The sequence below is a fragment of the Intestinibacillus massiliensis genome (assembly GCF_900155735.1).
GTDB classification, from domain to species: domain Bacteria; phylum Bacillota; class Clostridia; order Oscillospirales; family Butyricicoccaceae; genus Intestinibacillus; species Intestinibacillus massiliensis.
Genome location: NZ_LT707059.1, coordinates 40397 through 61047 on the forward strand (window position 1 = coordinate 40397; position 20651 = coordinate 61047).

The window sequence follows — 20651 nt, forward strand, 5'->3', positions numbered from 1 at the left end:
GGCCATGAAGAAGGGTACGGTCTTAATTGTAGACGATACGGAGATGAACCGTTCCATGCTGGCGGACATGCTGTCGGAGGAGTATGACATCCTCGAGGCGTCCACCGGGGCGGAGGCGGCCAAGGTGCTGCAAAAACGGAACGATGATATCTCCCTCGTCCTGCTGGATATCGTCATGCCCGAAATGGATGGGTTTGAGGTCCTGGAGCTGATGGAGCGGAATGGATGGCTCAACCGGATCCCTGTGATCACCATCTCTTCGGAGACCGCATCCGCCTATATCGACCATGCCTACGACCTGGGCGCGAGCGATTATATCAACCGCCCCTTTGATGAAAAAACGGTGCAAAGGCGTGTGCGCAACACCATTATGCTCTATTCCAAGCAGAAGGCGCTGGAGGGCATGGTAGCGGAGCAGATGGTCGAAAAAGAGCGGAACAATTTCCTCATGGTCGAAATCCTCTCCAATATCGTAGAGTTTAGGAACGGGGAAAGCGGCCTGCATGTGCTGCATATCCGCACCTTGACGGAGATTTTCCTGCGCAAGTTGCAGGAAATTACGGATAAATACCCGTTGCCCGCCGCGCGCATGGCGCTGATCATCAACGCCTCCGCCCTGCATGACGTCGGCAAAATCTCCATCCCGGAGGAAATCCTCAACAAGCCCGGCCGCCTGACGGACGAGGAATTTGCGGTGATGAAGACGCACAGCATGCAGGGCGCCAGCATCATGCAGGACGCGCTGCAGCGCCACGAGGAGGAGCTCATCCAGATCGCCTACAACATCTGCCGCTGGCACCACGAGCGGTGGGACGGGCGCGGCTACCCGGACGGGCTGCGGGGGGACGATATCCCGATCGAGGCGCAGGTGGTCGCGCTGGCGGACGTTTACGATGCGCTGACGAGCGAGCGCGTCTACAAACCGGCCTATCCGCATGAAGAGGCGCTGCGCATGATCCTGCGCGGCGAATGCGGCGCGTTCAACCCGCTGCTGATGCAGTGCCTGCAGGAGGCGGGCCCCCACCTTGAGGAGGAGCTCCGCCTGCGTTCGCTGAGCGACGTGTCGGAGGCCAACATCCGGGCGCTGTCCAGCCAGGTGATCGCGGGGGGCAAGGTGTCCAGCAGGACGCTGACGCTGCTCGAACAGGAGCGCATCAAGTACCAGTTCTTCGCGTCCATGTCCAACGAAATCCAGTTTGAGTATAACTACCAATCCGACATGCTGACCATTTCCGAATGGGGCGGCGTGCGCCTCGGCCTGAGCACGCTGATCGAGCACCCGGAGGGCAACGGGGAACTGCACAGGGTATTCTCCCTGGAGGACTTCCTCGACCTGAAGCACCGGCTCAACTGTGCAACCCCGGAAAAACCGATCGCCGGGGGGATGTACTGCCTCAATGTCAAGGGCGAAAAACGCTGGTACAAGGCGGTCGCGCGCCCCATCTGGCAGGCCGACGCCCCGGATGAGGTCACGGGCATCATCGGCAAATTTGTGGACGATCATGAAGAGCAGCTCCGGCTGGAGCAGCTCCGGCGCATGGCGGAGCAGGATTCCCTCACCGGGCTGAGCAACCATGCGTCCGCCCGCAGCTGGATCCGGCGGGCGCTGACGGCGGAGGGCAAGCAGTACGCCATGCTGCTGCTCGACCTGGATAACTTCAAGGCGGCAAACGATGCGTACGGGCATATGTTTGGGGACCAGGTGCTGCAGCATGTTGCGCATATGGTGAAAAACAGCGTGCGCGGCGGCGATATCGCGGCGCGCATCGGCGGGGACGAATTCCTGCTGTTTATCGAATACAAGGGCGATATCAAAGCCCTGGCGCGCCGCATTTTCGACGCCCTGCACGGCAACTATAAATCCTTCCCGATACGGGTCAGCATGGGCATCGCCCTCGCGCCGCAGGATGGCAACGCGTATGAAACGCTGTTCCATGCCGCCGACCGGGCGCTTTACGCGGCGAAAAAGCGCGGGAGGGACCGTTACTGCTTCTATGACAGCTCCATGCAGGATTTGCTGAGCGTGTTGTCCTCGATGGACAACTGAAACGGCGCGCCGCACCGGCCGCCGGGACAAAATCACCCCAAAGCCCCGGAAAACTGTCCGGGGCTTTTCCTTGCGTTTCGATGCGTTTTGTATTATACTGAAAAACGGCTATAAACCCCGTGGATTGGAGCAAAATAATGAACAAAATACGGTTGGCTGCGATCTGCCTGCTGCTGGGCCTGGTTTCCGGCTGCGGCGTGCAAAAGGCGGAATCGCAGTTTTTCGCTATGAATACGGTTATGGGCATCCAGGCGGAAGGCGCGGACGCCAAGCAGGCCGTGGTGCAGGCGGAGCAATACATCAACAAGCTGGACAGGATGCTGTCCCGTACCCGCCCGGAGAGTGAAATATACGCGCTCAACCATGCGGGCGGCGACTGGGTCACGGTATCTTATGAAACGTACCATTTAATTGACCAGGCAAAGGGGCTCGCGATGGATACGGATGGGGCGTACGACCCGACGGTCGCGCCGCTGACCGACCTTTGGGGCATCGGCACGGAGGGGGCGCACGTGCCGCAGCAAAGCGAGATTGACGCTGCGCTCACGCATGTCGACTACCGCAACATCGAGCTTGAGCCGGCGGCGGACGCCAGTGCAGGCGGGCGCGTCCGCCTGCTAAACGGCGCGGAGGTCGACCTCGGCGGCATCGCCAAGGGCTTCGCCGGCGCGTGGGCATTGACCTCTGAAGACGCGACGGCGGCGCTGCTGCAGCTTGGCGGCAATGTTTCCGCTTTTGAACTGGACGGGCAGGCGAAGCCGGTGAAGATCGGCATCGGCGACCCGGACAACGTGGCGGAATACCTCGCAACCGTCGAGGTGCGCGACGGCTGCGTCGTCACGACGGGGGACTACGAACGGTATTTTGAGCAGGACGGCGTGCGTTACCACCATGTTTTCGACCCCAAGACCGGGTATCCCGCGCAAAGCGGGCTGCGCAGCGTGACTGTGCTCCAGCCCTACGAGGAGGGTGCGGCGGCAGACGGCTACTCGACGGCGCTTTTTGTCATGGGGCTGGAACGCGGGCTGGATTTTTGCAACCGCAACGGCATCCCCGCCCTTTTTATCACGCAGGATAAGCGCATGGTGCCGTCCGACGCGCTCAAACACAGCAGCGGGACGCAATTTGCGTTCGGGGAGTTCCTGGGCGCGGACAAGGGGTATACCTATGAAGGATAGGCTGCGCACCTTCCGCCCGGGCGACTTCGCCGTGTGCGTATTGGTGCTCCTGCTGGCGGCGGCGGTTGCCGCGCCGTTCTTCTTTGTCCCGCAGGGCGCGCTGTACCTGGAGGTGCGGCAGGACCAGCAGCTTGTGCGGCGCGTGCGCCTGGCGGACGGCGTGCAGGAAACCTTTACGGTCGAAGGCCGGGCGGGTGGGCACAATACGATTGAAATAGACGGTCGCCGCGTGCGCATCCGCGAAGCGGACTGCCACGACCAGGTCTGCGTGCGCACGGGCTGGCTGACGCGCGCCGGCCAGTCCGCGGTTTGCCTGCCGAACCGGCTGGTCGTCAAGCTGACCGGGCAGAAGGCCAGCGGCGACGTCGACGCAATTGTGCGGTAAGGGGGAAGCGATGCGGATTAAACGGATTGCCCTATGCGGGCTGTTTACCTCGCTGGCGCTGATCCTGTCGCTGGTGGAGCGCATGGTTCCCCTGAACTTGGTGGTGCCGGTGCCTGGCATCAAGCTGGGGCTTGCAAACGTTGTGACGCTGTTCGCGCTCACGGCGATGCGCAAACGGGAGGCTTCGGCCATCCTGCTGTGCCGTGTGACGCTGGCGTCCATTTTCGCGGGGAGCGTGACCTCTTTCCTGTTCAGCCTGTTCGGCGGCTTCCTGGCGCTCGGTGTGATGGCGCTGCTGCTGCGGCGCGAAGGGCGGTGGTTCAGCCTGTTTGGCATAAGCGTCGCGGGCGCGGCGGCGCACAATATCGGGCAGGTCTGTGCGGCGATGCTCGTGCTCGGCACCGCCGACGTGCTGGGGTATTTGCCGCTGCTGCTACTCACTTCCATCCCGATGGGGCTGCTGACCGGGCTGGTGTGCCGGACGGTGCTGAACCATCTGAAAAAAATTGATATTTTTGCGTAAAAACCCAGCATAAAAGCCGGGAATCCTCCTCATACTAAGCATAAATTTCAAGGAGGTATAACGCAATGAAGAAACTGATGGCTCTGGCGCTGGCGCTCACCCTGTCGCTGTCCCTGCTGGCCGGTTGCGGTAAGACGACCGACACGAAGGACCCCAATACCACGGACAACAGCGCGACCGATAACAACACCAACACGCCTGCGGACAACAACGGGAACAAGGAAGGCGCGGCGAACGCCAACGACGGCGTGGATACCGGCCTGATGGGCGACGATGCCACAGGCAGCGGCGACCCGACGAACGGCGCGGGCGGCCCCGGCACAGCGGGCGGCGCAGTCACGCCGAACGCGACGGACGACGGCATCCTGGGCAACGATACCGCGGGCGTACCGGACGGCACGGTACCGGGCAGCAACAGCGCTGCGCCCAACACGGCGAAGTAAATACCCGAAAAAAAGCCGCAATCGGTCAGATTGCGGCTTTTCTATTGCAAAAAACGGGGGGCGGATAAACCGTCCCCCGTTCCCGTTATTCTTCTTCGTCTTCCACGTCTTCGTAATATAGGTCTTCGTACATTTTTTCCAAGAGCGACAGCGCTTGGCGGTTGGTCTCCTCTCGGGCGCAGACGATGGCGGAAACCGCCTCCGCGCGCGCCTGCCCGGCGTCCGGTTCGCCCGCCGGCGGGCAGGGGATTTTTTCAATCGTCATAAACGCGCTGTGCAGATGGGAGACGTCGTTCAGGATATGGTCGATGCGCTGCAGGATTTCCTGCGCAGTCAGTTCAGACATCCGTATCTCTCCTTGTTCCGGCGGCGGGCACAGGATCCATAATGTGTTTTCATCCAGGAACCGTGCCCGCCCGTTTTTCACCAGCCCCTTGGCCCGGCGCGGATAGGTCGGCGCCAGGACGTTGCCGGTTCCATCGATCACGGTTATATTCTTTGTAATGGGTGCCGTCCCCTTTCGCGTGCATGCATACCGCCTGTTTTTTGTGATGGGTGCCGTCCCCTGTATGCGCCTTTAGTATACCACAATCCGGCGGCGGCAGGCAAAAAACACCATTGTAATTCTGCACAAAATTCACACCGTGTTTTATGCGTGACCCACACAAGAAGCTAGGGATGGGAAAAAAGGAAGGCGTTGTAAACCGTCTAAAATAGCAGCAATTGCGGAAACGCCCCATCTGAAACAGGCCGACGGCATTCGCAAGGCGCGGCCGTCATCGCGTCCATGCCGCGATAGCATGGACGCGCCGCTGGATGGACGGGTACAAAAAAGGGAGCCGGCAGCTGGCTGCCGGCTCCCTTTGCGCTTATGCCTCTTTTTGCTGCAGGCAAAGCATGCTTTCCATCGTATCTTTGATAAAAGGCTGTACGTTGTCGCGCGCGATGCCGAGCGCGATGGCAAATTCGCCGTACAGCAGGTCTTCGGCGCGCTTTAAGAAATACTGGTCGACCTGGCCGGGGACGCGCTTGCGCTCCATCGCGGACTGGTTTTTGAGATAGACCGTCTTGATCAGCTGCACGAGGTCGCGGCAGTCGTGCGAGCGCAGCGAGGCCTGATAGCGGTTCATCACCTGCTTACGGTCGCGCGGGTCGGTGCTGTCCTCCTCAATCTGGGGGATTTGGGAAATCAGGTCGAGGGCTTCCTGGCGCGTCAGCACCGGGCGCATAAAGACCTTGGTATCCACCGGCGCGTAGATAACCTCGGTGGTATAAAGCGGGTTCAAGGTGTAATAGCGCTTCTTTTCGCTGTCCCGCAGCCCTTCCGGATAGCCGATATCCGTGATTTTACATACGCCGTTGCTGCCGTACACGATGAGGTCTTCAATATGGAACATAAACACTTTCCTTTTCCGATTGCGGTATCCGCATGGGTTTCCGGGCGTGCGGTCTGGGGACGCTGCCCGTTCATCTATTTGTGCGCAAAATGCGCCTGTGTCCCCTCGTTAGGGCCGGCTGGCCGCAAGCAGGCGTTTGCCCCTGCCGCGGTGTGCGCCCAGTTGCGCAGGGGGATGCAGCCATGGGCAGCGCCCTTGCCCCACGGGGGCGGGGCAGTCCGGATGCTGCTTTGCAGCGTGTGGATGACGCGTCGATGCCATTGCTGACCTCCTTCGTGCCGGCATAATAGGTCCTATGGTAAAAGGGCGGCGCCGGGTGCGCCGCGAAAAAGAAAAACGCATGGTTTTGACAACTGGACTTACGTTTATCAAAACCACACGTTGTACTTATATTTTAGCACAAATTAGAGAAGAAATGTAAGAAATTTTTTATTTATACATAGAAAAAATTCGAAGGCGTTCCAGGGGCGGGATTTGCGCGGATTTCCCACGCCACATCCTGGGCATCCGGGCGCGGCAAAATGGACGCCGCGGGACGGATAGGCGACGGCGGGACGCGGTAGAATAAAGGGTGTCCCGTGGGAGCTGTGCCCCGATAACAAGGGATGGGGAGGGCGCGCACATGTATCCTTACCACAACGCGATCAAACGGCGTATCCGCGCGGGGGAACTGACCGGGTATGCGTTTGTGACGGACTACCCGGGGATTGGGGAAGCGTTGGTGCTCTATTTTTCCACCTGCCCGCCGCTGCGCCCAATCCGCCCGCACCGTTACGCGGAATATCTGCCGCTGCTGGAGGCGTGGGAGGCGGGCAAACCGTAACTCAAGGCGTATCTTCTTCGATGATGCGCTGTACCCGGCCGACGCGGCCGTCTTCCAGCATCACCTTGATGCCGTGCGGGTGCGTGGCGCTGTTCGTCAGGATACGGCTGACCACGCCGCGCGTCAGCCGGCCGGTGCGCTGGTCGGCCTTTAAAACGATATCGGCCGTCTGGCCGGCATGGATATTGGCACGTTTTTTCCCGTCCAATGGGATCCCTCCTTATACATATGTCGTGATGCTGCTACCTATGATTCGCCTGCGGGGCGGCCTCGGCCGGTTTTTCCCAGGGGGGGATACTACAGATTCTGCCCAGGTTTCGCATAAAATACCCGCATACCCCACCGGGACAAAGAAAAGCCCTGTCCTGCGAACCTTTCGCCGGACAGGGCTTTGGGAATGGCGGAGCGGGTGGGATTCGAACCCACGTGCCGTTTCACCGGCAACTCGATTTCGAGTCGAGCTCGTTATGACCACTTCGATACCGCTCCGTATTCGGTTGTGACCAAAAATAAGGATACCAGAAATAGCGCCCGGATGCAAGGGGAATTTGCAAAAAGTTTTAGCCTTCGCCGTCCAGCACGGCGCGCATGCGCGAAAGCGTTTCCGGGCTGATGACGTGTTCGATCCGGCAGGCGTCCTGCTCGGCAATGACAGGGTCAAGCTCCAGCGTTTCCACGAGGAAACGGGTGATGAGCAGATGGCGGCGATAGACTTCCGTCGCGCGTGCGCGCCCGGCCTCCGTCAGTTGGATGTTGCCGTACGCCTCTTGCTCGATAAGGCCGGCTTTTTTCAGTACGCCCATGGCGCGGCTGACGCTGGGCTTGGAAAAGCCGAGCTCGTTGGCGATATCGATGGAGCGCACAACGCCGTTCCTGCGCTCAAGGGTTAGGATGGTTTCCAGATAATTTTCGCCGGATTCCTGTATTTTCATGCTTACCTCACGCCCGCAGTAAAATGATACTATTACAGTTTATCATATTTACAGGGCCGCTGCAAGCGCGTTTTGTCCCGCCAGCGTCCGCACCGTGGGATGAAGCCTGCGAAAATGGGACACAATTTTGAAGGGATAAGCTGGAAGCATTGTGTGCGAACTGCAGAAATATACAATTTGAGGCCTGGGAACTTGCGAATACAGCCGCTGTATGATAAGATAATGCAGTGAATATAGCCGGGGGAGGCCGGAAGCAGCCCCCCGGAATGGAGTGGAAAACATGGATTATAACCATTTGGCGGAACTCTTGTTCCCGCATATCCGGCAGACGCCGGAGGAAGTCGAAGCGCGCTACCCGAAGCGCGCGCTGCCGGAAGGCGCGAAGGTCACCCGCATGGGGCCCAGCCCGACGGGCTTTATGCATCTCGGCAACCTGTTTGGCGCGCTGGTGGACGAGCGCCTGGCGCACCAGTCGGGCGGCGTGTTTTACCTGCGCATCGAGGATACCGATAAAAAGCGCGAGGTGGAGGGCGGCGTGGAGACCATCCTGAAGGCATTCGCCTCCTTTGGCCTGCACTTTGACGAGGGCGCTACGTTGCAAGGCGATTCCGGCGCATACGGCCCTTACCGCCAGAGCCGCCGCGCGGAAATCTACCAGGCTTTTGTAAAGTCCCTGGTACAGCGGGGCATGGCGTACCCCTGCTTCTGCACCGAAGAGGAGCTGGCGCAGGCGCATGCGCAGCAGGAGGCGGCCAAGGAGAACTTCGGCTATTACGGCAAGTACGCCGTATGGCGCGACCGTCCGATGGAGGACATTGAAGCGGAGCTGCAAAAGGGCACGCCCTACGTCATCCGTTTCCGTTCCGAGGGCAGCATCGAAAACAAGGTGCGCCACGAGGATTTGGTAAAGGGCAAAATGGAGGTCACGGAGAACGACCAGGACGTCGTCATCCTGAAGTCCGACGGCATCCCGACCTATCACTTTGCGCATGTGGTGGACGACCACCTGATGGGCACGACGGTCGTCGTGCGCGGCGAGGAGTGGCTCGCCACGCTGCCCGTGCACCTGCAGCTTTTCCGTGCGATGGGCTGGAAGGCGCCCAAGTATGCGCACACCGCGCAGCTCATGAAGATCGACCCGGAGACCGGCGGCAAGCGCAAGCTTTCCAAACGCAAGGATCCGGAGCTGGCGCTGGACTTTTACTATCGGGAAGGCTACCCGGTGCCCGCGGTGCTGGAATACCTGATGACGCTGCTCAATTCCAATTTCGAGGAGTGGCGGCGAGCGAACCCCGACGCGCCGATGGACGATTTCCCGTTCTCCACCAAGAAGATGAGCGGTTCCGGCGCGCTGTTTGACATTGAAAAGCTGCGCGACGTGTCCAAAAACGTCATTTCGCGGATGCCGGCCGGCACGGCCTACGACTATATCGCGCAGTGGAGCGCGGACAACGACCCGGATTTCCACAAGCTGTTTACGCGCGACCCGGCCTTTTCCAAGGCCTACCTCGCCATCGGCCGCGGTGGGAAAAAGCCGCGCAAGGACCTTGCGCTGTGGTCGGACGCAAAGCCCTACATGGACTTTATGTTCGACGAGCTGTTCCAGCCGGATTATACCCTGCCGCAGAACGTGTCCGCGGACGACGCAAAGGCGATCCTTGCCGACTTTGCAGGGGTGTTTGACGAAAACGACACGCCGGAGGGCTTCTTTGACAAAATGAAGGCCATCGCGGCGGCGCACGGCTTTGCCGCGGATACCAAGGCGTTTAAGCAGGATCCGGGGCAGTACAAGGGCGCGGTGGGCGACGTGTCCATGGTGGTGCGCATCGCGGTCGCAGGCCGCCAGAACGCGCCCGACCTCCAGACCGTGATGGGGATCCTGGGACGCGCGCGCGTCCTGGAACGCCTGCGCCGCGCGGAAGCGGCGCTTTAATCCATAAAAAGAGGGTAACTAGAATATGATGGAAGATGTATCTAATTTCCTGACGGAGATTATTGACGAAGATATCGCGGCGGGCCTTGCCGAGCAGATCCACACGCGTTTCCCGCCGGAGCCGAACGGCTACCTGCATATCGGCAGCGCCAAGGCGATCTATATCAACTGGTCGATCGCTAAGAAATATGGCGGCAAATTCAACCTGCGCTACGACGATACCAACCCGGTCAAGGAAGACACCGAGTATGTCGATTCCATCTGGGAAGACATCAAGTGGCTGACCGGCGAGGAGCCGAACGGCGGGGTCTACTACGGCTCGGATTATTTTGAAAAGTGCTACGAATGCGCGGTCGCCCTCATCCAGGCGGGCAAGGCCTATGTCTGCGACCTGACGCAGGAGGAGATGCGCGCCTACCGCGGCACGCTGACCGAGCCGGGCAAGGACAGCCCGTGCCGCAGCCGCCCCGTGGAGGAAAACCTGCGCCTGTTCCAGGAGATGCGCGAGGGCAAGTACCCGGACGGCTCCATGACGCTGCGCGCCAAGATCGATATGGCAAGCCCCAACATGAACCTGCGCGACCCCGCGATTTACCGTATCGTGCGTGCGCACCACCACCGCCAGGGCGACAAGTGGTGCATATACCCGCTGTACGATTTCGCACACCCCATCCAGGACGCGCTGGAGGGCATTACGCACTCCCTGTGCTCCATCGAGTTTGAAAACCACCGCCCGCTGTATGAGTGGGTCGTGGAAAACTGCCCGCTGCCGCACCGCCCCAAGCAGCGAGAGTTCGCGCGGCTCAACGTGACCAATACGGTCATGTCCAAGCGCTATTTGCGCGAGCTTGTGGAGACGGGACGTGTCGAGGGCTGGGACGACCCGCGCATGCCCACCCTGTGCGCGCTGCGCCGCCGCGGCTATACGCCGGCCGCCATCCTGGAATTTGTGCGCCGCGCAGGCATCGCGAAGGCTAACAGCCTGGTGGACATCCGCCTGCTGGAACACTGCATCCGCGAGGAGCTGAACGAAACCGCGCTGCGCCGCATGGCGGTCACAGAGCCGCTCAAAATGGTCATCACGAATTACCCCGCGCACCTGGAGGAGACCTTTGAGGTGCCGAACAACCCGCGCGACGAGGCCGCTGGCGTGCGCCAGGTGCCGTTTACCCGCGAGCTGTATATCGAAAAGAGCGACTTTGCCGTCGTGCCGCCCCCGAAGTTCCAGCGCCTGAAGCCGGATGGCGAGGTGCGCCTGATGGGTTCCTACATCGTCAAGTGCAACGAGGTGGTGACGGATGCAAACGGGGAAGTGGCCGAGGTGCGCTGCACGGCCGACCTGGACACCGGCAACGGCATGCCGAAGGACGGGCGCAAGGTCAAGGGCACCATCCACTGGGTCTCCGCCGCGCATGCGGTCGACGCCGACCTGTATCTGTACGACAACCTGTTCACCCTGGAAAACACGAACGACGTGCCGGAGGGCACGAATTACCTGGATTACCTCAACCCGGATTCCCTCAAGCACCTGACCGGCTGCAAGCTGGAGCCGTCGGTCGCGGACGTGCCGGAGGGCACCCGCATGCAGTTCGTCCGCATGGGCTACTATATCAAGGACCGTGAGCCGGGGCGGTATAACCGCATCGTCACGCTCAAGGACGGCTTTGCCAAGACGCTGCAAAAATAACAAAACCCCAAAAGGGCGGATGCAAGGGCATCCGTCCTTTTGCTGTGGAGGACGACAACGAATGGAACGCAAAATCTGCGACCCGGCGACCGGCCGGCGGCTGTTCTGGCTGTGCTGGGTGACCTATATGATTTCCTGCCTGGGGCGTTTTAACTACGCGGCGGCGATGGCCGAACTGATTACCGCGGAGGGGTTCTCCAAGGCGGGGGCGGGGCTGGTGGGTACCGCGCTCTTCGCGGTCTACGGGGCGTGTCAGATCGCGACCGGGCTGCTGGGTGACCGGGTCAGCCCGCGTCGGATGGTGGCGTTCGGCCTGATCGGCTCGTCCGCGGCCAACCTAGCCATGGGGTGCGCGTCGGCGCAGCCGGCCATGCTGGTGCTTTGGATGGCAAACGGGGTCTTTCAGGCCTGCATGTGGTCGCCGGTGGCGCGCATCTTTGCCGAGATGCTGCCGGAGCCTGCGCGCAAGCAGGCCTGCAGCGACGCGGCGGCGACGATCCCGGTATCCAACATCCTGATCTACCTGATGGCGGCCGGTTCCATCCGCTTTTTCAGCTGGCGGCTGGTGTTTTGGCTTCCCGCCGTGCTGATGCTGGCGGCGGCGCTTTTCTGGCTGCCCGCCATGGCGGCCATTGAGCGGCGCGTACAGGCCTGCGGCATACCGGAAGCCGTGCCCGAGGCCGCCCGCAAGCAGGGCAACCTGTGGCACATCCTCGCGGCGTCGGGCGCGCTGGCCATTGCATTGGCCGCGCTGTCCCATGGGCTGCTGAAGGATGGGATCCAGTCGTGGATGCCGACCTTCCTGACGGAGCAGTTCCAGATGACGACCTATGCCTCCGCTGCGGTCTCACTGATCCTGCCGGTATTCAATATCGGCGGCGTGCTGCTGACGCGGTGGCTGGCGGCGCGGTATATCCGGAACGAGCTGGCGGGCGCGGGCGCGTTTTTCGGCGCGGCGCTGGCGAGCCTCGGCGTGCTCGCCATATGCGGCACCGGAAACGGCCTGCTGTCGCTTTCGATGCTGACCGTGGCGAGCACGGCGATGATCGGCGCCAACATCCTGCTGATCAACCTCATCCCCATGCGGTTCGGCGTGATCGGCCGCGCTTCGACGATGACCGGTGTGCTCAATTGCAGCGCTTACGCCGGGAGCGCGCTTTCGTCCTTCGGCGTGGGCGCGGCGGTCGGGCGGTTCGGCTGGGGCGCGGCGATCGGCATCTGGCTGGCGTTTGCCGCGCTTGCCTGCGCGGCTGCAGCGATCGGGCGGCGCAGGTGGTCTGCCTACGACGCAAGCCTGGAAAACTGAGGAAAGCCCTCCCTGACGTGTTGCAGGGAGGGCTTTTTTGCCGGGGAAGCGGGATCACACGCATGCCGTCCCCACGCCGCACGCGCGGGCAGGCATAATGCAGGGCATGCCCCGCATAGCCTGTACCAAGCGGACAAGGAGGGCGTTATGAAAAAGCGGATCAATTTCTTTTCGATCGGCGTGGTCTGGGGCACGCCGGCATTTTTATTCCTGATCGCACTGTTCCTTTGCGGGGTGATCGCCGGCGGGTTCACCGGCCTGATGGACGGCGCGCAGGGCAGCGTGACGAGGCTGGCGGACTACATGGTCGCAGGGGCGGGGGCGGAAGCCGTATCCTCCGGGGCACAGGCGCTGGGGGCGCTGTGCGGCACGCTTGTGTGGCTGGCGCTCTGCCTCTTGGCTGGCGCGCTGACGCCATACAGCCTGTTCCTCGCCGCCGTGGTAGCGGCGCGCGGGTTCATGCTGTCGTTTACGGTGGCGGCCTCGGTCGGCGGGCTGGGGATGCGGGGCGTATGGCTGTCCCTGGCGACGGCGGGGGTGCCCGCGCTCGTCACGGGGCCCTGCACCTGTCTCTTTTTNCTCTCCGTAAGGAAAGAAAAGAAGAAGTGTTATCAGTACCGGCGGCGGCTGCCAGCCGGCAAGCGCTGATCGAAAAATGCCAATTTGGGGAAAATTAGCAGTATTTCGCAACGTGAGCCTTGGTGACCTCGGCGGACATCTTGACGTTGTCTTCCTGGGTCATCTCGTAATAAGCGGGGCGGAAAATCTCGATCGTGCAGCAGTCGCCTTCGAAGCCGATCTTCTTGAGGGTATCCGCATAACGCTTGTGATCCAGGCAGTCGCCCTCGGCGTCCGGCCACAGGCGCTTCTCGTCGGTGTTGTACGCAGCGCCGCACGGCATATCTTCCATACCGTTGAGGTGCCATACGAAAATCTTCTTGCCGTCGGCCTTCTCAAGCGCGGCCCAGTCGGAAGCCATGGCATGGAAGTGGTACTGGTCAAGCGTGATGCCGACGAGCGGGGAGCCGACCTCCTCGACGATGGCATAAGCATCCTCGAAGCGGTTGATGGACATGCCCGGCGCGCCGCAGAACTCGAGGGACAGCTTGATGCCGTGCGGCTCGACCTTCTTGAGCATCTCCTTGAGCACCGCGACAGCGTCCGCGCGGATCTCGCCGCGGGTCGCGTGTACCGGCAGGTCCATGGACGGCACAACGACGATCATCTTGCAGCCCAGGATGTTGCAGCGGCGGATAATCTCGTCCAGCTCGGCCATAACGGCGTCCTTTTCGGCCTGGGTCTGCTTCATGTTGAAGAATACCAGCGCGTTGTAGGACAGCATCTTGAGGTGGTGGCTCTTGAACCACTCGCCCAGCTCCTCGATGGTGCACTTGCCGGCCTCAAGGTCGCGGTTCAGGCACTCGGACTGGATATCGATAAAGTCAAAGCCATATTTTTCGCACAGCTCCAGGTCCTTCATTACGGAATGGTCCTTGCAGAAACGGTCGTTCGCTTCATTAAACCCGATTTTCATATGTATCTCCTCCGTTAATTTTTATGAATGGGGAATTAGTTCTGATAGAAAGCGGGCTTCTCACCGCTCTCGACCTTGACGATTTCGCCGGTCTCCTGGGACTTGACGAGCGCGTCGGCGGTCAGGTTGGCGGTATAGCCGTCCCAAGCGGTCGGGCCTTCTACGACGCCCTTCTTCGCGCAGTCAACCCAGTTCTGCAGCTCGACGTCATAGGAGTCGATGAAGCGGTTGATCCAGCTCTGCTCGATCGGGGTGGACAGGTTGCCATCCTTGCGGACGGTGGGGAAAGCCGGGGAGGGCATGTGGATGACGCCGTCTTCGCAGACAACTTCGCAGTTGATATCGTAACCGAACTTGCAGTTTACGAATACTTCCAGCATGATGGTGACGCCCTTCTTGGTGCGCATGACCATGACCTGCGGGTCGCGCAGCGCCGGGTGGGTGTACTTGGTGTCCGCGCCCAGGATGACCTGGACGGAATCCCACTCGTCGTCTACCAGCCAGTGCATGCAGTCGATCTCATGGATTGCGGTGTCATGGACGGCCATCGGGGTGTTGTAGTCGGTGCCAACTTCCGGGTTCCGGTGGGTGCACTTGCACAGCAGCGGCTTGCCGAAGTCGCCGGAGTCCAGCAGCGCCTTGACCTGCTGGTAGCCCTTGTCATAGCGGCGCATGAAGCCGACCTGTACCAGGTGCTTGCCGGTAGCCATCTCGGCCTCTACGATTTCCTTGGAGTCTGCAGCGGTGGTGGTCATCGGCTTCTCGGTGAAGACCGGCTTGCCGGCCTTGATCGCGGCCATGACCGCTTCCTTATGTGCGAAACCGGGGGTGGTGACGACGACCGCATCGACCTCGGGGTCGTTTACGATGCCGGCTACGTCGTTGACATAAACCTTTGCGCCGCCCGCGAGTTCTGCGCCCTTCTTCGCGCCTTCCTCAAAAACGTCGCATACCGCAACAACCTTGCAGCCCTGTACCTTGCCAGACAGGCGCTTGATGTGCTCGCGGCCAATTGCGCCACAGCCGATTAAACCGATTTTCAGTTCCATAACAGTTCTCCTTTTCCATTTTCGTCACGCCGCCCAAATCTGCGGCTTAGCCTGTGCTTAACTTTGTGCTAATTATACTGCGTGCACGCGCACGCCGCAATCAATAAAATTGCCAGATTAAAAAAAGAAAAACGCCCAATTTCCGGGGGAATTGGGCTGTAAGAAAATTGAAAACTAAAGGATGTTGACATTTTGGGGCTGCGGGGCATGGCTTGATAGAAAATTAACAGGGTATATAGTTATAAATAATGCGTGCGTTCCCGAGAACGCACGCATCTAAACGTCAAAAATATTCAAAAATATTATGCATTTTGCCGATGGAAGAGGGTCAGACGAGGTACCGCGTCTTAATGACGATGTCCGTGTACACATACTCGCTTTCCGGCGCCTTGCCGGTAAACAAATAGTCGAAAAGCAGCATGATGGGGCGGTAGCCCTGCGAAAAGGAATCCTGCCCGAGCAGGAAATCCACCCTGCCGCTGCGCAGGTTGTTGCAGTTGTCCGGCGTCAGGTCGTAACCGATGACCGGGATCTTGCCGGTAAGCCCGCGCTCCGCCAGCGCGCGGCACACGCCGTCCTGGCCGTTGGTGCAGATGAGGATGCCCGCAAGGCTGCTGTAGTGGGAAGCAGCACGCCGCGTGATGTCATAGGCGCGTGCGGCGTCGTCGTAGCAGTATTCGGTGGGCAGGGCGGTGAGCGAGGGGTAGGCGGTGCGGATTTCCTCGTTAAACCCGTTCGCGCGCTCCTGCATGGCGCGCTTGTCCTTGTGGCCAGTGATGGCGAGCACCGGCCCGGGACGGTGTACGATCGCGTGCATCAGCCCGGCGGCGGTCTGCCCGCTCAGCCTGTTATTGAGCCCGACAAAGCAGAGCCGCGGGGTATCGGCGATGTCGGAGTTAAACGTGACGATGGGGAGCTGGCGCTCTTCATGCAGGCGGCGGATCTTGATGCGCAGCGCGCTGCTTTCCGCGGGCAGCAGCGCAATGCCGCCGCAGCCCGCCTCGACCAGCTCGTCCATGGTGCGCTGTACGGCGGGGATATCGATGGACTGGATCTGCCGGATCATTACCTGCACGCCCATCTCGCCAAGCTCGTCGGCGGCCGCATGCACGCCCTCCAGCACGAGCTGGATGAACGGCGTCTCGACCGACTGGATAATTACGCCGATGCGGATTGGGTTTTTGGCCAGCGCGAGCGCTCGGCCGGCACGGTTGGGCTGGTATCCAAGCTCGGCGGCGATCTGTTTGATGTGCGCGGCGACCTCGGGGTTGACGCGCCCGCGGTCATAGAGCGCGCGGTCGACGGTGCCGCGGGATACGCCTGCCAGCTCGGCAATCTGCTTTAGGGTGACGGCCATGATGTTCCTCCTTACCCAGGCCTTTGGGTACGCCTGGGAGTCCTTGTATAGATTTGGGAATCCGGGGGCTGTGGGCGTCCGTGTCAATGGTATAGAATGACAGGCGCGGCCCCTGGCGGATAAAATCAGCTGAAAAACTCCACAAATTTGCGGTGCGGGTGCGTGGCCAACCGCATTTAGGGCTATTATAGCATATTTATCGGAAGATGCACGCGGGATTGAAAAAAATTTTGCAAAACCGGTGCCCAATCGCGGGAAATGGACGGTTCTTGGGCAATTTACTGTAAAGGAATTACGCGCAGGCGGTGGCGGGAAGGGGGAGGTTTTGTAAAAAATACGATAAAAACGCAAGAATTTTGTATTGTGCATTTTATATAATAAATGCGGATATAGAAGCCGGAAACCGCCCCTGGGCGGCGCGAACTACCGCGCCCCAGCAGCCAGACGCACACGCCGGGATACGCGTGGGCGGAATTGCCGGAACGCCAAAAGATGGTAGCGGAATTTGGCGAAAAAACGGCAGAAAAGAGGCAAACAACGGCGGAAAACGTGCGAAGATTCCAGAAGGATAAACCTAAGAATCGGAGGAAAGCAAACGGATTTGATGACATATTTGAAACAAAGGCAAAGTGCATACCCGCGCTGGGGGCTTGGTGGGAAACCCCTGTCCGGACCCTGCGGCACGGCGGTATGCCTGCAGGAAAAACGCAAGATTCTGCATTGTGCAACTTGTATATTTTTTTAAGGGCTCAGTTGAGCAAAGTGCAACAAATTACAAATTGCACAAAAAATATGAAGCGATACTATTGCGTTTGTGCATTTTGTGCATTATACTTAGGACATTCCCAGATGTCGTAGGGGCGGGTAGATTTATCCACCTATTGTACGGCACAAAAACGCATAGAAACTTGTGAGAGAAGAGGAGGCTTTGGTACTGCAAGGTGAGGCATGACGGCGGTCATGCAGCGGAGTGCGGATGTTCGCAGCGCGGCCCGGCACGGGCGGCAAAGCAATCGAGGGGACGATTACAAACGTACTCCTATGTGTAATGATTGGTCCGGGCAGTCCCGGCCTGTTCATCAAAACACGGCATGCCGCAGCAGTTAACTGATCAGGCGCGCGGGAGGTGGTTTGCCCGGGCGTTTTTCTCAGGGCATTGCGGCATTCTAAATCGGAGGTGGAACGAATGAGCGAATATGTATTAGAAATGCTTGACATCGTCAAGGAATTTCCGGGTGTTCGCGCACTGAAGGGCGTTGAATTCAAGCTTCGTCCCGGTACCGTCCATGCACTGATGGGCGAAAATGGTGCGGGAAAATCCACGCTGATGAAATGCCTGATCGGCATTTATCACAGAACCGCGGGCAAAGTTATTTTCAAGGACAAGGAAGTTAACTTCAATAGCGTTATCGACGGCATGAAGGCCGGCATCTCGATGATCCACCAGGAGCTTAGCCCTGTTCCTATGAGAACGGTTGCCAACAACGTTTGGCTTGGCCGAGAGCCCCGCAAGGGTATGATCATCGACAAGAAGAAAATGAGAGAGGACACCATCGCGCTGTTCAAGAGCCTGTCCGTAGACCTTGACCCGGACGAGTTGATGGGCAACCTTACGGTTGCGCAGCAGCAGATGGTTGAAATCGCAAAGGCGGTTTCCTATCATTCTGACATCGTAATCATGGACGAACCGACCTCGTCCCTGACGGAGACCGAAGTAGGGCATCTGTTCCGCATCATCCGTCAGCTCCGCGACGAAGGCGTCGGCGTTATCTATATTTCCCATAAGATGGACGAAATCTTCCAGATCTGCGACGAAATCACGGTTTACCGTGACGGCACCTATGTCGGGCACGACCTGGCGAAGGACACCAACGTCGACGAACTGATTTCGAAGATGGTTGGCCGTGAGGTCAACGAGATGTTCCCGAAGGTTGACTGCCCGATCGGCGACGTCATCCTGCAGGTCGAAAACCTGAAGTCCGGCAAGCAGGTCAAGAACGTATCGTTCGACCTGAGGAAGGGCGAGATCCTCGGCTTTGCAGGCCTCGTAGGCGCAGGCCGTACCGAGACGGTTGAAACCATCTTTGGTATCCGCCGCAAGGACTCTGGCAAGATCACCCTGCGCGGCAAGGAAGTCACGATCAAGAGCCCTGAGGACGCGATCGCGGACAAGATCGGCCTGCTGACGGAGGATCGCCGCGGTAACGGTATCGTCGGTATCCGCAGCGTTGCGGACAACACGGTGCTGGCGCATCTGAAGGCGTACGGCTTCCCGCTCAACCACAGGAAGATCAAGCAAGACACTGACGAGTTTGTTAAGAAGCTTAATGTTAAGACCCCATCCAATGATCAGCTGATCATGAACCTGTCGGGTGGTAACCAGCAGAAGGTACTGGTAGCGCGTTGGCTGCTCACCAATCCGGATATCCTGATCGTCGACGAACCGACACGTGGTATCGACGTCGGCGCGAAGGCTGAAATCCATACGCTGATTACGAAACTGGCCGGCGAAGGTAAGGCGATCATCCTGATTTCTTCGGAGCTGCCTGAAGTAATGGGCATGTCCGACCGCATCGTGGTCATGCATGAAGGCGAGGTTACGGGCGTTGTTACGCGTAATTCGGAGCAATGGTCGTCCGAGCATATCATGGGTCTGTGCCACGGCGAAAAAGAATGATTGTAGCTGTGAACTGAGAAAGGGGTTACATAAAAATGAAAAAATCGTTTGATTGGAAGAAGTTTATTAGCCAGAACTCCATCTGGTTGGTTCTCATTGTAATGTGCGTGGCGATGACGATCCTGTCGCCCTCCTTCCTGACCAAGGCAAATATTACGAACGTCCTGATGACCGAGTCCATTATCGGTATCCTGGCCGTCGGCGTTATGTGGTGTATCCTTTCCAAGGGCATCGACCTTATGCCCGGCGCAATGGTTGCGCTGACCTCCGTTGTATCCGCTTCCATGGTACAGGAACTGACCTACTCTGGCCGTATGTTCCCGAACCTGCCGGATATGCCGATCTTCATCCCGATCATCATCTCCATGCTGGTTGGTTGCCTGTTCGGCGCACTGAACGGCTGGCTCATCGCTTACACCAAGATCCCTGCATTTATCGCAACCCTCGGTACGCAGCTGATCGCCCGTGCTTGCGCACAGCTGTACACCAACGCATACCCGGTTCCGACCCTGAAGGCGAACTTCAAGTTCCTCGGCCAGGGCTACCTCGGTTTCATCCCCGTAGTTGTACTGATTTTCGTAATCTTTGTTGTCATCTCCGGTTTCATGCTGACGCAGACGCGCTTTGGTGCGAACGTCTATGCAATCGGCGGCAACGACCAGGCTGCCCGTGTTGCTGGTATCAACGTTGAAAAGAACCTGATCAAGGTGTACGTATGGTCTGGCTTCTGCGCAGCGGTTGGCGGCGTCCTGCTGGCTGCCCGTTCCGGCGCTGGTAACTCCTCCATGGGCCTTAACTACGAGCTGGACGCCATCGCGGCGGCAACCGTAGGCGGCACCTCCCACACCGGCGGTGTTTGCCGCATCTCCGGCGTTATCGCAGGTATCCTGATCCTTGGCGTTCTGAAGAACGGCATGCTGCTCCTCGGTATCTCTGCTTACCTGCAGCAGGTATTCAAGGGCGCGATCATCATCCTCGCGGTTGTATTCGATATGAGAAAGAATGCAAAGAAGAACTAACACCTGTATCCTTCAAAAGGCTGCCCAATTGGGCAGCCTTTTGTTTTTGAATATTTATTTTGGTTTACGGGTATAAAGGGCGCAAAGGCGGGCAGGATAGTGATGACATCCTTTCATTTCTTTTCTCATGTCTTTCTCCTAATGGCTGCCCCGATGGGGCGGCTGCTACATAGCAAAGCCCCCTGCTTCTGTTGGCAGGGGGCTTTGCTATTACGCATAAAGCTGCGGCGGTAAAATAAATCCCCCATTTGGAAACGCTCCAAATGAGGGATTTGTGCGCTGGTGAAGATGAGAGGACTTGAACCTCCGACCCCCTGCATGTCAAGCAGGTACTCTAACCAACTGAGCTACACCTTCATAC

Annotated in this window: 18 protein-coding genes and 2 tRNA genes; 11 read left to right on the forward strand and 9 right to left on the reverse strand. The window is 59.3% G+C overall.

From position 1 onward, the window contains the following. Positions 1-4: 4 nt before the first annotated feature. The 5 genes from CZ203_RS08105 (at position 5) to CZ203_RS08125 (ending at position 4576) form a co-directional block, all read left to right on the forward strand. Positions 5-2047, forward strand: a complete 2043-nt coding sequence (locus CZ203_RS08105) for a diguanylate cyclase (RefSeq protein WP_087065619.1) — start codon at positions 5-7, stop codon at positions 2045-2047. Between the two features lie 137 nt (positions 2048-2184). Further along, positions 2185-3225 carry an FAD:protein FMN transferase gene (locus CZ203_RS08110; RefSeq protein WP_087065620.1) on the forward strand — a complete coding sequence of 347 codons (1041 nt, stop codon included), beginning with the start codon at positions 2185-2187 and terminating at the stop codon, positions 3223-3225. Further along, a complete protein-coding gene (locus CZ203_RS08115) occupies positions 3215-3610 on the forward strand; it encodes a NusG domain II-containing protein (RefSeq protein ID WP_087065621.1) in 396 nt (131 codons plus the stop codon). Before CZ203_RS08110 ends, CZ203_RS08115 begins: the two co-directional genes overlap by 11 nt. A 10-nt stretch (positions 3611-3620) precedes the next feature. After that, complete coding sequence (locus CZ203_RS08120; RefSeq protein WP_087065622.1) at positions 3621-4133, forward strand: Gx transporter family protein; 513 nt, start codon at positions 3621-3623, stop codon at positions 4131-4133. A gap of 65 nt (positions 4134-4198) precedes the next feature. After that, a complete protein-coding gene (locus CZ203_RS08125; RefSeq protein WP_087065623.1) occupies positions 4199-4576 on the forward strand; it encodes a hypothetical protein in 378 nt (125 codons plus the stop codon). A gap of 85 nt (positions 4577-4661) precedes the next feature. Here CZ203_RS08125 and CZ203_RS14240 read toward each other — a convergent pair whose 3' ends face one another. Both CZ203_RS14240 and CZ203_RS08135 read right to left on the reverse strand, forming a co-directional pair. Next, positions 4662-4922, reverse strand: coding sequence for a hypothetical protein (locus tag CZ203_RS14240; protein ID WP_143436179.1), 261 nt, complete (start codon positions 4920-4922; stop codon positions 4662-4664). 523 nt (positions 4923-5445) lie between these two features. Then, complete coding sequence (locus tag CZ203_RS08135) at positions 5446-5973, reverse strand: CarD family transcriptional regulator (RefSeq protein ID WP_087065625.1); 528 nt, start codon at positions 5971-5973, stop codon at positions 5446-5448. A 622-nt stretch (positions 5974-6595) separates the two neighbouring features. Here CZ203_RS08135 and CZ203_RS08140 point away from each other — a divergent pair. After that, on the forward strand, positions 6596-6796 hold the full coding sequence (locus CZ203_RS08140; RefSeq protein ID WP_087065626.1) for a hypothetical protein: 201 nt from the start codon (positions 6596-6598) through the stop codon (positions 6794-6796). Position 6797: 1 nt separating this feature from the next. Here CZ203_RS08140 and CZ203_RS08145 read toward each other — a convergent pair whose 3' ends face one another. The 3 genes from CZ203_RS08145 to CZ203_RS08155 form a co-directional block, all read right to left on the reverse strand. Continuing rightward, the gene (locus CZ203_RS08145; RefSeq protein ID WP_087065627.1) at positions 6798-7004 is read right to left on the reverse strand and encodes a YwbE family protein; all 207 of its coding nucleotides are present in this window, start codon (positions 7002-7004) and stop codon (positions 6798-6800) included. A gap of 190 nt (positions 7005-7194) precedes the next feature. After that, positions 7195-7285 (reverse strand) — tRNA-Ser (locus tag CZ203_RS08150). Positions 7286-7356: 71 nt separating this feature from the next. Then, entirely contained in the window at positions 7357-7728 is a 372-nt protein-coding gene (locus tag CZ203_RS08155; protein ID WP_087065628.1) for a metal-dependent transcriptional regulator, read from the reverse strand. Between the two features lie 280 nt (positions 7729-8008). Between CZ203_RS08155 and CZ203_RS08160 the strand changes: the two genes are divergently transcribed. From CZ203_RS08160 to CZ203_RS08170, 3 genes are all read left to right on the forward strand, one after another. Next, positions 8009-9661, forward strand: coding sequence for a glutamate--tRNA ligase (locus tag CZ203_RS08160; RefSeq protein ID WP_087066211.1), 1653 nt, complete (start codon positions 8009-8011; stop codon positions 9659-9661). Between the two features lie 25 nt (positions 9662-9686). Further along, positions 9687-11348, forward strand: coding sequence for a glutamine--tRNA ligase/YqeY domain fusion protein (locus tag CZ203_RS08165; RefSeq protein ID WP_087065629.1), 1662 nt, complete (start codon positions 9687-9689; stop codon positions 11346-11348). Positions 11349-11409: 61 nt separating this feature from the next. After that, a complete protein-coding gene (locus CZ203_RS08170) occupies positions 11410-12654 on the forward strand; it encodes an MFS transporter (protein WP_159456430.1) in 1245 nt (414 codons plus the stop codon). A 673-nt stretch (positions 12655-13327) separates the two neighbouring features. On the opposite strand, the gene CZ203_RS08180 is transcribed toward CZ203_RS08170, so the two are convergent. The 3 genes from CZ203_RS08180 to CZ203_RS08190 form a co-directional block, all read right to left on the reverse strand. Then, positions 13328-14188: a sugar phosphate isomerase/epimerase family protein gene (locus tag CZ203_RS08180; RefSeq protein WP_087065632.1), complete on the reverse strand. Its 861-nt coding sequence runs from the start codon at positions 14186-14188 to the stop codon at positions 13328-13330. Positions 14189-14223: 35 nt separating this feature from the next. After that, positions 14224-15237, reverse strand: a complete 1014-nt coding sequence (locus tag CZ203_RS08185) for a Gfo/Idh/MocA family protein (protein WP_087065633.1) — start codon at positions 15235-15237, stop codon at positions 14224-14226. Positions 15238-15565: 328 nt separating this feature from the next. After that, positions 15566-16594, reverse strand: a complete 1029-nt coding sequence (locus CZ203_RS08190; RefSeq protein ID WP_159456431.1) for a LacI family DNA-binding transcriptional regulator — start codon at positions 16592-16594, stop codon at positions 15566-15568. A gap of 1186 nt (positions 16595-17780) precedes the next feature. On the opposite strand from CZ203_RS08190, the gene CZ203_RS08195 reads away from it, so the two are divergent. Beyond that, the gene (locus CZ203_RS08195) at positions 17781-19271 is read left to right on the forward strand and encodes a sugar ABC transporter ATP-binding protein (RefSeq protein WP_087065635.1); all 1491 of its coding nucleotides are present in this window, start codon (positions 17781-17783) and stop codon (positions 19269-19271) included. Positions 19272-19306: 35 nt separating this feature from the next. Continuing rightward, on the forward strand, positions 19307-20290 hold the full coding sequence (locus CZ203_RS08200; RefSeq protein ID WP_087065636.1) for an ABC transporter permease: 984 nt from the start codon (positions 19307-19309) through the stop codon (positions 20288-20290). 280 nt (positions 20291-20570) lie between these two features. On the opposite strand, the gene CZ203_RS08205 is transcribed toward CZ203_RS08200, so the two are convergent. After that, positions 20571-20647 (reverse strand) — tRNA-Val (locus CZ203_RS08205). Positions 20648-20651: the final 4 nt, after the last annotated feature.

What these genes read in the sequence shown, in the direction of transcription:
- CZ203_RS14240 (WP_143436179.1), bottom strand. Translation starts at nt 4,922, where the DNA reads ATGTCTGAACTGACTGCGCAGGAAATCCTGCAGCGCATCGACCATATC.
- CZ203_RS08120 (WP_087065622.1), top strand. Translation starts at nt 3,621, where the DNA reads ATGCGGATTAAACGGATTGCCCTATGCGGGCTGTTTACCTCGCTGGCG.
- CZ203_RS08140 (WP_087065626.1), top strand. Translation starts at nt 6,596, where the DNA reads ATGTATCCTTACCACAACGCGATCAAACGGCGTATCCGCGCGGGGGAA.
- CZ203_RS08125 (WP_087065623.1), top strand. Translation starts at nt 4,199, where the DNA reads ATGAAGAAACTGATGGCTCTGGCGCTGGCGCTCACCCTGTCGCTGTCC.
- CZ203_RS08110 (WP_087065620.1), top strand. Translation starts at nt 2,185, where the DNA reads ATGAACAAAATACGGTTGGCTGCGATCTGCCTGCTGCTGGGCCTGGTT.
- CZ203_RS08190 (WP_159456431.1), bottom strand. Translation starts at nt 16,594, where the DNA reads ATGGCCGTCACCCTAAAGCAGATTGCCGAGCTGGCAGGCGTATCCCGC.
- CZ203_RS08165 (WP_087065629.1), top strand. Translation starts at nt 9,687, where the DNA reads ATGATGGAAGATGTATCTAATTTCCTGACGGAGATTATTGACGAAGAT.
- CZ203_RS08185 (WP_087065633.1), bottom strand. Translation starts at nt 15,237, where the DNA reads ATGGAACTGAAAATCGGTTTAATCGGCTGTGGCGCAATTGGCCGCGAG.
- CZ203_RS08135 (WP_087065625.1), bottom strand. Translation starts at nt 5,973, where the DNA reads ATGTTCCATATTGAAGACCTCATCGTGTACGGCAGCAACGGCGTATGT.
- CZ203_RS08155 (WP_087065628.1), bottom strand. Translation starts at nt 7,728, where the DNA reads ATGAAAATACAGGAATCCGGCGAAAATTATCTGGAAACCATCCTAACC.
- CZ203_RS08195 (WP_087065635.1), top strand. Translation starts at nt 17,781, where the DNA reads ATGAGCGAATATGTATTAGAAATGCTTGACATCGTCAAGGAATTTCCG.
- CZ203_RS08170 (WP_159456430.1), top strand. Translation starts at nt 11,410, where the DNA reads ATGGAACGCAAAATCTGCGACCCGGCGACCGGCCGGCGGCTGTTCTGG.
- CZ203_RS08115 (WP_087065621.1), top strand. Translation starts at nt 3,215, where the DNA reads ATGAAGGATAGGCTGCGCACCTTCCGCCCGGGCGACTTCGCCGTGTGC.
- CZ203_RS08200 (WP_087065636.1), top strand. Translation starts at nt 19,307, where the DNA reads ATGAAAAAATCGTTTGATTGGAAGAAGTTTATTAGCCAGAACTCCATC.
- CZ203_RS08180 (WP_087065632.1), bottom strand. Translation starts at nt 14,188, where the DNA reads ATGAAAATCGGGTTTAATGAAGCGAACGACCGTTTCTGCAAGGACCAT.
- CZ203_RS08105 (WP_087065619.1), top strand. Translation starts at nt 5, where the DNA reads ATGAAGAAGGGTACGGTCTTAATTGTAGACGATACGGAGATGAACCGT.
- CZ203_RS08160 (WP_087066211.1), top strand. Translation starts at nt 8,009, where the DNA reads ATGGATTATAACCATTTGGCGGAACTCTTGTTCCCGCATATCCGGCAG.